13 protein-coding genes and 2 pseudogenes are annotated in these 15,552 nt (G+C 38.5%); 8 read left to right on the top strand and 7 right to left on the bottom strand.

Features of this window, described 5'->3' with window-relative positions:
* The first annotated feature begins 113 nt into the window (after window positions 1–113).
* On the top strand, window positions 114–887 hold the full coding sequence (gene istB, locus ASJ81_RS02100; RefSeq protein ID WP_095643032.1) for an IS21-like element helper ATPase IstB: 774 nt from the start codon (window positions 114–116) through the stop codon (window positions 885–887).
* 385 nt (window positions 888–1,272) lie between these two features.
* Here istB and ASJ81_RS02095 read toward each other — a convergent pair whose 3' ends face one another.
* Window positions 1,273–1,680 carry a hypothetical protein gene (locus ASJ81_RS02095; RefSeq protein WP_095643031.1) on the bottom strand — a complete coding sequence of 136 codons (408 nt, stop codon included), beginning with the start codon at window positions 1,678–1,680 and terminating at the stop codon, window positions 1,273–1,275.
* Between the two features lie 42 nt (window positions 1,681–1,722).
* Between ASJ81_RS02095 and ASJ81_RS02090 the strand changes: the two are divergent.
* Window positions 1,723–1,977, top strand: a pseudogene (locus ASJ81_RS02090) (IS5/IS1182 family transposase); the annotation flags it as partial.
* A gap of 177 nt (window positions 1,978–2,154) precedes the next feature.
* Here ASJ81_RS02090 and ASJ81_RS02085 read toward each other — a convergent pair.
* From ASJ81_RS02085 to ASJ81_RS02075, 3 genes are all read right to left on the bottom strand, one after another.
* A complete protein-coding gene (locus tag ASJ81_RS02085; protein WP_170943149.1) occupies window positions 2,155–3,780 on the bottom strand; it encodes a right-handed parallel beta-helix repeat-containing protein in 1,626 nt (541 codons plus the stop codon).
* Between the two features lie 78 nt (window positions 3,781–3,858).
* Window positions 3,859–4,677, bottom strand: coding sequence for a C39 family peptidase (locus tag ASJ81_RS02080; protein ID WP_095643029.1), 819 nt, complete (start codon window positions 4,675–4,677; stop codon window positions 3,859–3,861).
* Complete coding sequence (locus tag ASJ81_RS02075; protein ID WP_170943148.1) at window positions 4,668–4,940, bottom strand: hypothetical protein; 273 nt, start codon at window positions 4,938–4,940, stop codon at window positions 4,668–4,670. Before ASJ81_RS02075 ends, ASJ81_RS02080 begins: the two co-directional genes overlap by 10 nt.
* A gap of 494 nt (window positions 4,941–5,434) precedes the next feature.
* Here ASJ81_RS02075 and ASJ81_RS02070 point away from each other — a divergent pair, with 494 nt between their 5' ends.
* Entirely contained in the window at window positions 5,435–5,962 is a 528-nt protein-coding gene (locus ASJ81_RS02070; protein WP_245859710.1) for a helix-turn-helix transcriptional regulator, read from the top strand.
* Window positions 5,963–7,915: 1,953 nt separating this feature from the next.
* Here ASJ81_RS02070 and ASJ81_RS02060 read toward each other — a convergent pair.
* Window positions 7,916–8,242: a hypothetical protein gene (locus ASJ81_RS02060; RefSeq protein WP_095643026.1), complete on the bottom strand. Its 327-nt coding sequence runs from the start codon at window positions 8,240–8,242 to the stop codon at window positions 7,916–7,918.
* Between the two features lie 63 nt (window positions 8,243–8,305).
* Complete coding sequence (locus ASJ81_RS02055) at window positions 8,306–9,361, bottom strand: Vms1/Ankzf1 family peptidyl-tRNA hydrolase (protein ID WP_245859709.1); 1,056 nt, start codon at window positions 9,359–9,361, stop codon at window positions 8,306–8,308.
* A 309-nt stretch (window positions 9,362–9,670) separates the two neighbouring features.
* Between ASJ81_RS02055 and coaBC the strand changes: the two genes are divergently transcribed.
* The 5 genes and pseudogenes from coaBC to ASJ81_RS24750 form a co-directional block, all read left to right on the top strand.
* On the top strand, window positions 9,671–10,930 hold the full coding sequence (gene coaBC / locus ASJ81_RS02050; RefSeq protein ID WP_095643025.1) for a bifunctional phosphopantothenoylcysteine decarboxylase/phosphopantothenate--cysteine ligase CoaBC: 1,260 nt from the start codon (window positions 9,671–9,673) through the stop codon (window positions 10,928–10,930).
* Between the two features lie 121 nt (window positions 10,931–11,051).
* Window positions 11,052–11,954, top strand: coding sequence for a pantoate kinase (locus tag ASJ81_RS02045; RefSeq protein ID WP_095643024.1), 903 nt, complete (start codon window positions 11,052–11,054; stop codon window positions 11,952–11,954).
* 222 nt (window positions 11,955–12,176) lie between these two features.
* A complete protein-coding gene (locus ASJ81_RS02040) occupies window positions 12,177–12,938 on the top strand; it encodes a 4-phosphopantoate--beta-alanine ligase (protein WP_095643023.1) in 762 nt (253 codons plus the stop codon).
* A 114-nt stretch (window positions 12,939–13,052) separates the two neighbouring features.
* On the top strand, window positions 13,053–13,706 hold the full coding sequence (locus ASJ81_RS02035; RefSeq protein WP_095643022.1) for an HD domain-containing protein: 654 nt from the start codon (window positions 13,053–13,055) through the stop codon (window positions 13,704–13,706).
* A 1,060-nt stretch (window positions 13,707–14,766) separates the two neighbouring features.
* Window positions 14,767–14,917: pseudogene (locus ASJ81_RS24750) on the top strand (IS110 family transposase); the annotation flags it as partial.
* A 177-nt stretch (window positions 14,918–15,094) separates the two neighbouring features.
* Here ASJ81_RS24750 and ASJ81_RS02025 read toward each other — a convergent pair.
* Window positions 15,095–15,552 (bottom strand): cation transporting ATPase C-terminal domain-containing protein (locus ASJ81_RS02025; protein WP_170943147.1); only part of this gene is annotated, 458 nt, incomplete at its 5' end.

Below are 15,552 nucleotides of genomic sequence, written 5' to 3'. Positions count from 1 at the left end.
AAAGAGAATTCAAAATACAGGAAGGATTCACAGATTCCATTGAAGTTCTCAGGTCCTGAAGTTGAAAAGAGGTCTCTTGATGTCTATGAAACATTTAGTGAAGGTGGTTTTGAATGAACAACTTCAGCTATGAAAGACTTCACACTAATCTGCAGTACTTGAAACTGAATACTATTGAAGAGCTTCTTGATAACTATCTTGAAATTGCTGCAAGGGACAGCAAGACAACAATGGAAGTCCTTGATTATCTGTTTGAACAGGAAAAGAAACACAGGGAAGCTGTTGCAGTTGAGAGAAGGATGAAAAGTGCAGTTTTTCCTGTTAAAAAGATGCTTGAAGAATTCGATTTTGAGTTTCAGTCATCTATTGATAAAAAAGTCATAGAAGACCTTGCAACGTTGAGATTTGTTCATAATGCAGAGAATATTGTTTTGCTCGGTCCTCCTGGAGTTGGAAAGTCTCATCTTGCAATTGCTCTTGGGATTGAAGCAGCAAAAGCAGGAATTTCGGTTTACTTTACCAATACAGGAAACCTTATTGATAGGTTGAAAATAGCAGATAGAGAAGGAATACTTGAAAAGAAGATCAGGGACTTGATGAAATTTAAAGTGTTGATAATTGATGAAATTGGATATCTCCCGTTTGATGAGGAAGGAGCTCACTGCCTATTTCAGCTAATCTCCAGACGTTATGAAAAGAGTTCAGTGATCTTGACATCGAATAAGTCATATGGAGAATGGGGAGAGATATTCAAGGACCATGTTATAGCGGCTGCTGTACTTGACAGGCTTCTCCATCATTGTACGACAATTAACATCAAAGGAGAAAGTTACAGGCTGAAAGAGAGAAAGAAACAGGGAATAAAAACAGGAAATCTGTACCAGTGATTTTGAGTGAATTCATGAAAAATTGAGTAAACTTTATATCAAAAGGTGAGGAATTTTAAACCGACCAATGTGGGGAAAATTAAATCGGCGTTGACAATTGGTTTTGGGATGAGCTCAATTAGTGTTTTTATATTATCTTTCCGATTTATATGTTTGTTATAGAACTTGATATAAGAATCTGAAATGGCAATAAAAGCGTATTCTACACGCGAAAAAACGCACTCAAATAAACTAAACAATAAAAAAGTATCAACTTTATACAACGGTGACTACTCCCACGACTGAAGTCGCGGGCATCTAAGCTTTCGCTACAGACTGTAATCCCAGTCTGAGAATATTGATAGCGGCATTAAAATGACGGGATTAGCCCTTCTTTTTTCCTAAATCATGAAAGAGCAGGACTCAGGATTAGTGGGTCATTAGGCATCATATCTATGTCGATGGATAGTGTTAAGCCTAATAAATCCTTTGAAACAATTAGGGTCTTGGTGATATTGTTATCTAATGTGACTTTAATTTCTACTCCTGGCACCGGTGTAATTGGGAATTGGCTTCTTATAGTCTCCCTCGGTACTGAAATGTATGATTCATTAAATACAGAAACGTTTTGGGTATTAAATAATTCCACAGTAACTTCATGACTTGTATTACCCCAATTATTTATGAAAAAGGAATTTGTAATTTCACTATTAGCTTCTATTAGAGAGCTATGCCACAAAAAATAGCTTAAAATAATAATAACTAACACAAGGCATATACTTACAACCAAACTCGAAATGTTCTTTTTTAGCATATTTCCAATTTCCTTTTTACAATCTAGAATTATACTTGTGTCCAGAAAATCAAATTCTACAAAGAGATAATTGCAAAATTTAAAGAGCTGATAAGCAAATGGAAAGAACTCAGATCTGTAAGGTCAATCATTGAAGATGTGTTTAAATTGGAGGAGAAAGCATACTCTATGGAGGATTTACACAGATATACGAGGAGTTCTGTCCAAAAGTACTGTTTTTTAGCTGTATTTTTAGTGGGGATAACTGTAAATTACGGTATTAATGAAAGGAAGGAATTGCAAGCCTTCTCTGAATGAAGAAGTTAAGAGGGAACTAATAATTGATTGTATATTCCTTATAAACAACAAATAGTCCAGCAATCGTTACGGGAATAAAAAGATAATGAAAACAGTGATTTCCCTATTGATCTTGCTCATACCTCCACCACAAAAAGATGAGGAGTTTTAGCTCTTCATATATACTCGATAACCCTCTCAGCCTCTTAAGTTAATATCAGTTGAATTCCCTCCAAGGTCGTCCCATCTTGATTCTCCGTATGGAAAAGGATAATCAAACTCTTCTTTGAACATGGGTATTGCCACTAAGTTGTAATCCACGTTATTTTTTAAATCGAGAGTGGTTTCATATTTGAGTGATTTTTGGAATGTTAAATTAATATTTTCTTCAGAAAGTAGTGTAAGAGACGTATCTGTTCCATATGAATTTAAGGATAAACGGACTTTAATTGGGATTATATCAATTTCTGAATTTTCATCAAAAGTATGGCAATAAGCTTCTTTATACTTGTAATTAATGTCCATTGATAAAGTAACCTGTGTGTACGTTTCATTAATTACAGAGGAATTGTGCCAACTAAAGTTAGTGATCTCTACATTATTTGCAGGAATATTTGCTTCAAACGGGAAGTACCAGGCAATAATTGCAATCAAAAATATTGCTGTTAAAACGCTTAAGCCTATAAGGGCTTTTTTCATCAAAGATTTTCTCTTTAAATAACATGCAAGACCTGTTCCTGTTAGAAGAATAAGTATGATGTAAATTGGTGTAGAGGATAGATTATCATTCCCTTTTTTATTATTCAAAAAAATGTTATCTTTTATAGTATTATTGCTACCTGGGTGTGGATAGAACAGACCATACTTTTTATTAGAACTAAAATTATTATTTATAATGAGGTTATCATTGGCGACATCGATTGAGATCCCATTGGTATTGTTAGATAAACTGTTTCTACTTAGAGTATTGTTTGAACAAGAAGCTAGATACATGCCAGAGTTTTCGTTCTCTATGAGGAGGTTGCCTTCTACATTGTTATAACTGGATTCCAAAAATAAAAGAAAGCCGGATTCTTTGTTGTCACTGGCAACGTTGTCTATTATTACATTTTCGTGAGAGTCGGTTAGACAAAGACCGTATTTGTTCGTGTAAAATTGGTTATTTTTTAAGTTATTGGTATTTGAGTCCAGAAGAGCAATACCATATTTTTCATTGCTACTGGCATTGTTGTCAGCTAAAGTATTTCGATTAGACTGATCCAAATAAAGTCCACGTTTATTGCCAATGACGAGATTGTTTCTCAAATCATTATTCATTGAGTTAATCAGATATACTCCATGAAAATTGTTAGAGATTATAGTGTTATTTTTAATGCTATTTTCAGAGGAAGCTCCTAGAACAAGGCCGTCTTGAACGCTTGAAATGATATTATTTTGAATGAGAGAGTTACTGACGTGATCTAGAAAAACTCCTGATGTTTGATTTTCGTTATTACTTCCAAGGATTGTCAAGTCGGTTATTTCAACATTGTCTGATGTAACGTGGACTATTGGTTGGGACGAGATTTTTGGGTTGATGATTACGTCTTCCGGGTTGCGAGAAATAGAACTAATTTTTAATTGTTTATCGATAGTGAGAGTTTCTGAATAATTTCCTTTAGAAATCAGAATTGAGTCATTTTCCTGTGCAAAGTTTATTGCTTCCTGTATTGAAGAAAAATTACTATTACTCCCATTATTTACGTCCACTGTAATTGTAGTAGCAGATGCACAGTTGATTATAAAAATAATTAACAAGATAGCAGATATATTTTTGAGTTCCATACTATAACCGCGCATACTTGTATAGAAAAAAATAAGAAATGAGCTAAAATGGCTCACTTTAAACTTCATTTAGTCCTTTTATCCCAAATAGGAATATCCAGTTGATGAGGTATCAGTTGACCCTGTGTACTCATAGACATTTTCTTCATAGTTGAAGTTAGGATCATCTGTATCATACCAATACATTGTATTTGTACCAGTCCAAGTGTTTGGATCGTTTAATCTGAAGTATGGATCCATCATGAGGTCTTCGTCATATCCTCTAAGAACTACCGCATGACATGTACCCCATCTGCTATTTTCTGTAAGAAAGAATGGCCTTCCGTTATCGATCATACTTTCAATTTGACCGGTTGTGTAAAGAAATGATCCAGTTTTCAGACCTTTAGTTAAATATACTCCTTTGTCATCCAGATAATCTTGCGCTTCATTAGCATTCATTGGATCATAACCGTTATAAACCCAGATACTCCATATCGATGGATGGTCGCCTGACCAGTATTCTTCGAGCATTGCAGCGCACGTTTCGCCACAGGCTTGACTTGCAGCATCGTAGTCATCTTGGTATGTATATATTTCCCATTGACTTCTTTGAGGAACAGTCAGGAATTCACTACTTTTGGCTGTTGCAGTTGGACTAACATTTTCATACATACTGATAGATGATCCCAAGAGACCGATTTCACATTCAATCCCATTTCTTATAACTTTCCCAACAACACATCCGTTTCCATCGTCATAGAATTCTCCATGTAGGTCGTATTTTCCATTTTTATCTTGGAGATCGACATGTATCGCGTACATTTCTGTTGCGCCTTCGTAGCGGGTCATTGTTATGTTGTCCACTTTGGAGTAAATAGGTTTAGCTCCATCTGGTACATTCCATCCTATAAACACCTGAGTTGCTTCACGGATAATTGAACCTTCTCCTCTTCTCCATCAAGTGTGATTACACCTTCAAGAACAACAAAATTGTTCTTATCGATAGTGCCTGACAGATAAGCTGTCGCTGATTTTCTAGTAGTGTTTGTTGTGCTCAAGTCAATGATCTTTATATCATCTGTGGGAATTATCAGAATCCCATCTTTTTGATCCAGTGTTAAAGTAACTTGTTTGACACCCGAGCTATCAGACAATGTTTCTGTCTGGGCGCTTACCATTGGTGCAAATGCCACCAACATTAGCATTATAGCAAAAACCATCTTTGTTTTCAAGTTTTTCATTCTTTTTGCCTCTCTTCTTTACTCCAGAGGCAAGATCAGGTAGCCTTAAATATCATAATGCTATCACTTTCTTGCCTCAGGGTATGTAGAGTTCGAATTTACTGTGGAAGGTTTGTTTGAACTCCACATTCAAAAATGTCTACGAATCTTCTCCTATACATTTATTACGTTGATGAATTTTCATTGCTCTGATTAACATTCATTAATTCGATTGGCTTTTTTATTGAAATAATGAAGTTTCAGAGCTCCAATAGACGCCAGAAATTCGACCCCACTTTTAGCAAATAATCTGAATGTTCTTCTTTTCACTAGCAATAAAATTAGCAAAAATGATACCAACTTACACGCCCAACAGAAGATAAAAGAATATATTGTATTTAGAAGAATTCAATAAGAAATGAAGAAAAAAATCTGTAGATGCGGCGACGGAAATGAATAGCTTTGAAATATACAACGAAATGAAAGATAATGTCCAGGCAATATACAGGTCAAGACTTCTAACAGAGGTACTTTTATCATTGAACGAAAGCAGCAGAAAGCTTTCTCAGCTGCGTGAGATTACCGGAAGTACGTCCCAGGCTATAATTCCAAAGCTCAGGAAACAGGAAGCAGACCATCTGATAGAAATGAAAGAACGTGAGTATTGCCTGACGCCAACAGGAAAAGTTGTGGCTTCAGGAGTGGCTGACTCTTTTGCAGCAGTTGGGACGATTAACAATTTCAAGCATTTCTGGACCAGGCATTACCTTGAAGGAATTCCCGGTCCCCTGTTAAAAGAGATCGGATGCCTTTATGAGTATGAAGTCCTCAATGATAAAGGTACGAAGATCCTTAATGTCTACAACAATCAGCTAAAAATGATTAAAGAAGCAGAGCATATATACGGAATATCCTCTGTAGTAACCGAAGGATATGCTGATTCCATATCTGAAAGAGTAAAAGAAGGAAAAACCGTTTGAACTTATAGTACCTTTTCATATTGCAGAAGAATTGAAACAGCCACCTTATGTAGAAAAACTGGCTGCACTGAAATACTATAAGAATTTTAAATTAATGCTAGAGTATAGTTTGGCCTTTCTTCTCTCCGGTAAAATTATTTTGTAGATTTAGTATATTACATGAACTCTTTAGTATAGTTTAATAACTCAAATCCTGTGCCATTGCAGACGGTACAAAAGCAATACTCGCAAGGAGTATTGCTGTAATTAATGCGTCTACTCTAGTTTTACTCATTGTCATTATTTTTACCTCTGTTTAGCACCCAGGAGGCAGAATCAGGTAAATTTAAATATTCGCACAGCTAACATAATCACTGTCTCTTAGGGCATATTTATGGAGTTCTGGTGGTACTGGAAATACTTTTGAACTCCATAAACTCCTTTTTATTGGTTCTTTATAAGTTTTGTGTCCAGATTCTCTAACAATTCGATCTTCAAATTAATTTTGAGCCTATAAAATACATATGTAACATATATCGAACCCAAAGTTCGATGTTACTTCTATATCTCTGATAATTTGATGATTGACCATAAGTATTTTATTTGGCAGATTGTCCCAAGTAAATCCCACAGCATCAATAAAAAGTGAATAATTCTTTTATTAAAACGATACGCGTTAATTGTTTAACATCTATTCTAAAATTTTAACACGATTCTAAAATTTAATGTGAAAATTTTTAAGACTTCAAAACTTCAGGGATTTTAGAAGTCAAGGATGAAATTTCAAGACTCATTCTTCTCGACAGTTCCTCTCTTTTTACGTAAGTAGCAACTCTTTACAAACCCGCCATTCAAAAATATCTTCATTCTAATATGTTGTACGAAATCAACTATGAGCCTGCAAAGAAGTCCAAAAATAGCGCTATTCGATTTTTATAAACCAATAGCTGTTTAAACATCTAATTAACCCTTTTCAGCTTTGTTTGTTTTCTATAATATGTGCGCATGCGCTTATACGCATGTATTAATATACGCGAGTATGGACCTCTAAAGAAGCTACGCCTCATGAGAAAAGTACTATGAGGTAGCCGCTCCTGTGAATCGTAAACTAACATATTTCATCCAAATTTTCCAAACATAATCAGACAACTCAGCATATATGACAGCGAAAATAAAAAAGAATGCTATAATCACTAGTTCTTTACTATTTTCATTCCTCAGGATTTCCCAAAAAGTAGGATTAACATATAATAAAATATATGCAATTAGCCATATATTTCGAGTTGGTTTTTTTTGAGAGTATTTGATCCCTGAAAAAAAACCAGCTACAGATAATACGACAAAACATGACATATAAAAAAGAAGAGAGTCATGAGAAAACAGATTTTCTGACTCTGTTCCAAAATCCAGTGATTTTTGCATTTTTGATAGAAAGTCTTAATTAGCAAGAAGAATCCAGTTTTTATCAAAATCGATATTCGCTATCTAAAGACTTGAATCACTAAGTTGTATTACATGGATGGTGACCATTTATAAAATCTAGTGATTTTGAGTTTTACATTCATCACTAGATTTTGGTACTGAGTCGATTTTCTAGTCTATTTATATAATACAGAGTTACATACATAAAAATAAGGGAGGAAGCCAGCAGCAAACCTCCCAGAAATCCAAATACACTGCATAGTATTCTTTTGTTCATTGAAATCAAACACTTGTAGCTGATTTTACTAAATTGTAGATCATTTGTATTCGGTTAAGGTACGATCTATAAGAAATGTGTTATTTTTGTTGCCGCTTCTGTAAACCTAGAAATGTAAATCGAGATGTATAGATGATTTCAGTAGTCATTTTAACGTTAACAGGATCTTTAACCGGATACAAATGAATTGTAGATATTTAGCGGTTATCTTGTATTACTGTTCATTGAAAATCGATCTTAACAGAATCAATTCTTGTATATCCGCAGAACTGTAACTAACTAGCAAGGTCTCTGACGGTCAATGCATCTGCTGCTCCTTCACCAGTGCCTACAGCTGAAGCGCTTGTTTTTACTACAAGATATTGAATATAAGAATGTCCGGCTTCAAGATATACATTTTGTGTAGTACTATAGCTTTCATCTTTTGAATTATAATATGGTAAGGCACTAGAAGACCAATGGAATATTTCCTTTGAATTTTTTTCAGTCCCTGTTGTTGCATCCCACAAAACTGATTTTACGGTAATTTCTGAAGAAGCAGAACCAGCTACACCGTAATTAAGTTTTATTTTCCTTTTTGCCACCAAAACTGGAATAGGCAAATTCATCTGCACATTATCGATATTTGTTAGCTATTTGGAATTTCAATGAAAAATCCTCTGTGCTCACAATAAATACCGTCTTGAGCTTAAAACCGTCCTGAGAATCTCTTCACCGCCTGTTTTTTCGACCCTGATGTCAGACGGCTTTTCGATTACCTCAAGGTTAAGGGGCAAACGCTTCCGGATTTCCCCAATTAGCTGAAAATCCCCGCTCAGAATAACGTAGTCAATAAACTTATTTTCTTCAAGAACCTTATCCAGGGCCTCGAGGACTTTATCCATGTGGTGCGCGATATCCTCTTCCCTCAGGCGTTCGAAGCGGCGCTGGCTAAAGCCTCCCTTACTGTGTTTTTCCTTCACGCTGCTGCGGATAAGCTCCTCGGTATCGAAAACCTGCGCATCTGGAGCAAAACCTATGAATGACTCCCCTGCATGCAGGATAAGGACAAGCATGCGGTAGTCCCTGCTTAAGCTCTCTTCAAGCAAAGAGACCTCAAAATTGTGCCCAAGCTGCCAGGCTGGAGAAGTAATCGGAAAAGGAGGGGCTATAGCTTCGCAGACCATACGGTGAAGGTCATAAAAAAGTACAAGGCCGGTCTCAGGTTCAAGCCTGTCAAGAAGGGTGCGGGTTTCTTCTTCAACGCGCTCAAAAACCTTTTCACCTATCACTCCTGAGAGTCGAGTGCCCTGAGGCAGGTAAACGGTCAGCAGGCTTCCTGTAGGGTCATGGAAGGACTTGAGTTTGGATAAGTAAGCCTGAATAGCTTGCAGGCTTAGGGTTTCAGTTCCGCGAAATTTCAGTTTACCCTGGGACTCAGCCCGAATTGTTTCGAGTTCGTGGGAAAGAGTTCGGGTTCGAATACGTTCCTGGTTTAAAAGAATCTCAGCTTCCTGCCTGTCAGAAACTGCCTGCCTTGCAAGGATCTCTTTCTTTTCAAGCTGGTTTCTTGAACTCCGTAAATCGATTTCCAGTTTAATGACATACGAGTTAAGCCTGTCGATTTCAAGCTCGAGTTGCTCTTTTCCTGAAATCTTCCCTAGAAATGTGCTTAAGCCCTTTTTCGGAACTTCAGTGTCTTCTTTTTTTATTTTTTTGTCGTTGATTTGTCTCCCTCTCACTCTGTTATTTTTGACTTAGATACCGAATTAATAAAATAAAACTTTCGATAAAGTTTCCTTATCAATTTTAATCCCTATTATTTCGAAAGTTTTAATAATATCGTATTGAATGTCACTTTGCTTTTAGGAGCATTTTCTGAAAAGCAAGCTGATTTAAGAGATTATTGTCAAGCTTATGCCTTATAGATCACTCCACTGCCTGAATGAGAATCCCATTGAGAACCCAATTGAAATACTTTTAAACCCAGACAGGCAGAAGGGTCCTAATCAGGAAAGCCCCGGTCAAAGGTACCGGATTGAGTAGATGAAATGGATAACGAAGAAAAGCAAAAGGCCCTCAGGTCCAGAGCCGAAAGGTTCCATCCCACACTCTGGATCCAGGGGCAAAAGAGCTATTCCCTTGCAGGAAAAACAATAGTTCTTGGCGTTACGGGAAGTATTGGAGCAGTCAGGGTAGTTGAGCTTGCCAGAGAGCTGATAAGAAACGGGGCTGAAGTCCATGCTGTTATGACAGAGGCTGCTACACATATCCTGCACCCTGATGCCCTGCACTATGCTACGGGAAATCCAACAATTACCGAACTTGGAGGCAGGGTTGAGCATGTGGAGTTCTGCGGGCTTAAGGGCAGAGCCGACCTTCTCCTTATAGCTCCTGCAACCGCAAACACCATAGGAAAAATCGCATACGGAATAGATGACACTCCTGTTACATCGTTTGTAACAACTGCCCTTGGCTCTGGTGTGCCTGTGATGGTTGTTCCTGCAATGCATGAATCAATGTTCAGGCACCCTGCTGTATCTGAAAATCTGGTAAAATTGAAAAGCTGGGGAATCTCTGTTGTGGGCCCCAGGCTTGAAGAAGGTGTCGCAAAAATTGCGGCAAATGAAGAAATCGTGCTTGAGGTAGAAAGAGCTCTCGGAAGCAAAAACCTTGAAAACCGAAAGATAATTATTACGAGTGGCTCTACTGCCGAAAGCCTGGATCCTATCAGAATTCTCACGAACCGAGCCTCGGGTAAAACCGGTAGGGAACTTGCCCTTGAAGCTTACCGCAATGGAGCTAATGTAACCCTGGTTCATAGGGACCGACTTGGGTTTGCAGGGATCAGGGAGATCTTTGCAGAGAGCGCCGACGAAATGACCGATGCCGTGCTCTCGGAACTTGAGAAAGGGCACGATGTCCTTATTAGTTCGGCAGCAATTGCAGATTACACAACCGAGCCTTCTCCCGATAAGATAAAATCTGGAGGAGAACTTATACTGAGACTGAAACCGACTCGCAAGCTGATTAAAGAATGCCGTCAAAAGTATCCTGACCTCATGATTATAGGTTTCAAGGCTGAAACCGGGATTGAAAAAGACGAACTTCTCAGAAGGGCAGCCTCAACCCTTCAAACGTCAAAACTGGATCTGATTGCAGCAAATGACGTCGCAAAAGGTGGAATGGGCACTGAGGAGAATGAACTGTACCTGCTTGGACGGGAAAAAAACGAACTAAGGTACGTAAGTGGGAACAAACGCAAACTTGCGGCCTTTATCCTTGAAGAGGTAGCCGATCTGTTAAAGTAAAAAATCTGCTGTAAAGTATCCCAGAGTATTTCACAAAAATCCTAAAGCATTTTGCAAATTATCCTGCAAAAACACGAACGAACTTTGAAAAAATGATTGAAGTAGCAAAAAGGCGTTTTCTATGTATACATATGAGAGTGAAGGAGCAGACATTCAGGCAAAGGCCTATGCTCCGGGACACATAACAGGTTTTTTCCAGATCCATGAGCGTGAAAACCCTCATCGTAAGGGTTCTACAGGCTGCGGAATCGTCCTGAATGGGGGCGTGACCACCGAAGTAAAGATCGGTAAATCTGTAGAAGAAACCGAAATTTTCCTTAATGGAAAAAGAGTTAAAGGCAGAACTACTCGAACGGTCGCAGAGATGATGACCGAAGTGCCTGTAAAAATAAAAAGTTGGGCAGAAATCCCGATCGGATGCGGGTTTGGAGCTTCAGGTGCAGGAGCTCTCGGGACAGCCTATGCCCTGAACAATGCGCTTTCCCTGGCCCAGACCGTAAAAAGCCTGACTGAATATGCCCACGTGGCTGAAGTTGTCAATTGCAGCGGACTTGGAGATATTGCTGCTCAGTCCAGCGGTGGAGTAGTGATCAGACTGCAGCCAGGCGGGCCCGAGTACGGGCTTGTGGATAGGATTCCGGCTCCCGAAGCCAGGGTTTTTTGTATTGTGCTTGGCGAAATTTCTACCGGTTCAGTCCTGAGGGATGAAGTTGCAGCCTTAAAAATTAATAGCGCAGGAAAAGAAGCCATGTCCGAGCTTCTTAAAAAACCCACTCTTGAGAACTTCATGTATCAGGCAAAAACTTTTGCCAGTAAAACCGGTCTTATGAGCAGTAAGGCAAAAGATGTGATCGAAGCTGCAAACGCAAATGGTGGGCTTGCTTCCCAGGCTATGCTCGGGGATACGGTCTTTGCAATTGCCCCTTACTCCCAGCAGTTCCGTCTCTACGAAGCCCTCCAGGAATTCGGAGAGGTATTGGAATACGGCATAAGCACCTGTGTGCCGAGGCTGATGAATGAATGAATGAATGAATTCAGGAAATAAAATTTTTTGAACGGATCAATGAAAGAAAAAAGTACTTGTAGAAAATTGCTACGTAGCTAATCTCCCTATAGCTTAAAAAGGAAAGTAAATTAAAAAAGGTAAGTATATTAAAAAAGGTAAGTAAATTAAAAAAGGAAAGTAAATTAAAAAAGGAAAGTAAATTAAAAAAGGTAAGTAAATTAAAAAAGGTAAGCGACCAATATGACCGAGATACCCAAAGACCACCCGAGGTATGAGTCCCTGATAGCCCGTGAAAAGGTTACAGCCGGGGTAAAAATGGGAATTACTAGTATTCAGGGACTAATTTCTCAGGGAAGAGGCGAAAGCTTTGATTACCTTATAGGCGAACGAAGCACCAAATCTGCCCTGTATGCTGAAAGAGCAGCAGTTGCTGCACTGCTTCTGGCAAAGAACCCCGTGATCTCCGTAAACGGCAATGTCGCAGCCCTGGCTCCTGAAAAAGTCGTTGCTCTTGCAGATGTTACAGGGGCAAAACTTGAAGTCAATCTCTTTCACAGAACCGAAACAAGGGTTCATCTTATAATAGAACAACTCAGAGCCAACGGAGCTTCTGAAGTGCTCGGGAAAAACCCGGATGTAAGCCTTGAGCTCTCTCACGCCAGGCGGCTGGTAGAAAGCCGGGGGATCTATTCCGCAGATGTGGTGCTTGTTCCACTGGAAGACGGAGACCGGTGTGAGAAACTTGTAGAAATGGGAAAGACTGTTATAACCATTGACCTCAATCCTCTTTCACGGACTTCAAGGATGGCTACAATCTCGATAGTTGACAATCTTACCCGGGCACTCGAAAATATGATCAAGCTCGGAGTTGAACTGAAAAAAGAGAGAAAAGAAGAACTAGTAAAATTAATTACAACTTATGATAACAAAAGAGCTCTTTCCGAGGCCATTTCCGAAATCCAGGAATATCTTAAAACTATGACTGTTGAACTGGAATACTGAATATTGTCTGAGAAAAAAACGAGGGAATTTGTAGCTACCTTTGAATTGGGACACTGAATATTGTCCGAGAAAAATAAGGTAGTTTATAACTACCTTTGAACTGGAACACTGAATATGGATTTGATAGAAAAAACAAGGGAATTCGTAGCTATCTTTCTTGAAGGTGAGCCCAGTTCCCACGATATGTCCCATATAAATCGAGTAGAAGCTCTTTGCCTGAAAATCCAGAAAGAAGAAGGGGGGGATCCGTTCGTACTTCAGCTTGCAGCCCTCCTCCATGATGTAGGCGTTATTAAGGAGCATGAAGAAGGCGGAGATCATGCCATATATAGTGCCGACATCGCGTCAGAGTTCCTTTCAAAATCAGGACTCGGAAAAGAGGTTATTGAAGCTGTTACTGGTTGTATCCGAGTGCACCGCTTCAGCGCAGGGGAAAGTCCGGAAACTCTCGAAGCCCGAATTTTACAGGACGCCGATCGGCTTGATGCCCTTGGAGCAGTAGGGATCTTCAGGGCTGTTCTTTCCATGGGAGCTCTCAGGATGTTAAAGCACACAACAGGGATGGATAAGGGGAGTTCAAAAAGAACCGTGTACATTGAAGACCCTATTGAAGGCTTTAACGAATATATGCAGTACAAACCTTTCACAATTCCTGAAAAGTTGAATACCGATACTGCAAAAAAGATTGCTGAGGAAAGGCTGAAAATTATGCGCCTCTACCTGAAAACACTGAACATTGAGGCCGGAACTGACGAACAAGGACTCTGAGAGTCTATCAGAGAAGTATTGTTACCTGCTGTAACTTTTAGGGACTTTTTATTATTTTTTGGTTTTCGGATTTTTAGTATAAATAGTTTTAAGACAATAAAATTTTAATTTCATTGAAATAAGCTGTTTCTTAATGGTAAGATATCTGAAAAATATATGAGCTCACCCCAAAACCAGTTTTATTCCCATATTGGTAAAAGTTTCAGAATTATTTCAGTCGAATACCCCGCTAGCTTGCTGCGGGGATGGAAACTTCCCCGGTAACCGTTGATAATAATAAAATTTCTCAATTCCATTTTCGATTACTAACTTCTGCTCACACTAAATTGTTTAGGGTTATTATTTCCTTTAACGGAATTTTGAGCGGTGGCGCGAACATACCCCGTTGCTTGCAGCGGGGTGCGCCAGCGCAACTTTGATTTTTCAGGATCAGAAGCTCTGTTGATAATCCAGAATATGATATCCTGAGAAGCAATTTTGAGTTTTGGGATCAGCTCAGAGTAAATTAACTGTTGGGATAGGATCAATGATTGATCATCTGCCTGTTATAGTTGGAAATTCTCGAGATATGAAGCCTAAGTTCCGCATTTTTAGGCGCATAAACGTCTCCTGATATCGGAGTATGCGCTTAAGCTTACGCACATAAATTATAAGTTCCAATTTCAAAACCACAATCTACTGACTTTATATGTTTGCAGAATTAAGCGTATGCGCTTAAAATTTGGGAACTCAGGATGAAGGCGTTTACAAAAAAACAGATAAAATAGATTCAGAATTCATCGCATAAGTTGCATTTAATCTGTCTTTCCGCAGATGTTCTCAAAAAACAACAATTTTCCTGCTATCAGTTTTGAAGAATTTCCCAAAAATTTCCTGTTATTATCTCAACTGAAGTTTTGGAAAATCCAGCTGAAAGTTTTCACTGAAGGTAAAAATGTCGAAAATTGTAGATATTTTAAAAATATTTTCTTCTCACGTCATATGCAGCTACCAGAAAAACGATAACGGAAAAAATTGTGAAAATTATAAGGACATCTGCGGAAAGTAAGTTGAATAATATATTCTTTCAATAATCGTTTCAGGTAAAAACATTGATCAGATTATGGAAATGCTTTCTTAAAATGTTCGGAAAAAAGCTGTTCAGATAAGAGATTCTGGACAGAGAAATCTTTCAAAGTGCTGCAATCAGAATTCAGATATTGTTGAGACTGAAATGTTCTCGATTGACGAAAGGATAAAAATAATTAGTGGAATAATGGCAATTATGAGAAAAAAGGAAGGGAAGAGTCTGTGAGAATAATTCTTCTCACGGACTTTCATGCCGATAAATAGGATATGCTTAAAAGCAAACCCTGTTTATTAGTTTTACTGGTTTTTGCTCTTTGATTTTACCTGTGGACCCTCCATTCCAGATACTTCACAAACTCCATGGCTATAAGTGTGGTTGAAGCCAGCGGAATTATCATTGCCCAGTCTGAAAGCGAAAGGGGAACAGTCTGAAAGGCGATCTGCATAATAGGCACGTAAATTGCAACAAGCTGCAGAAGTACAGTGCTTAATACTGCATAAATAAGGGACTTGTTGGTAAAGATTCCCAGAGAGAAGACCGAGTACCTCTCAGAACGCCAGTTAAAGGCGTTGAACATCAGGGAAATAACTACCAGGGTAAAAATCAGAGTCTGGATCTTTGGGAGAGGTACCCCATTATTCATAGCTTCATAAAGGACCCACAGAGACTGGATTGCAATCAGAGTTCCCAATCCAAGACTTGCTGTAAGCATCTTTCTGGAAACCAGCCCTTCTTTTGCCTTAGTTGGCTTTTGCTTCATAAGCCCTCTGTCAGGAG

The sequence above is a fragment of the Methanosarcina spelaei genome (genome assembly GCF_002287235.1).
GTDB lineage: Archaea > Halobacteriota > Methanosarcinia > Methanosarcinales > Methanosarcinaceae > Methanosarcina > Methanosarcina spelaei.
This window is presented reverse-complemented; position numbering and strand designations above follow the sequence as displayed.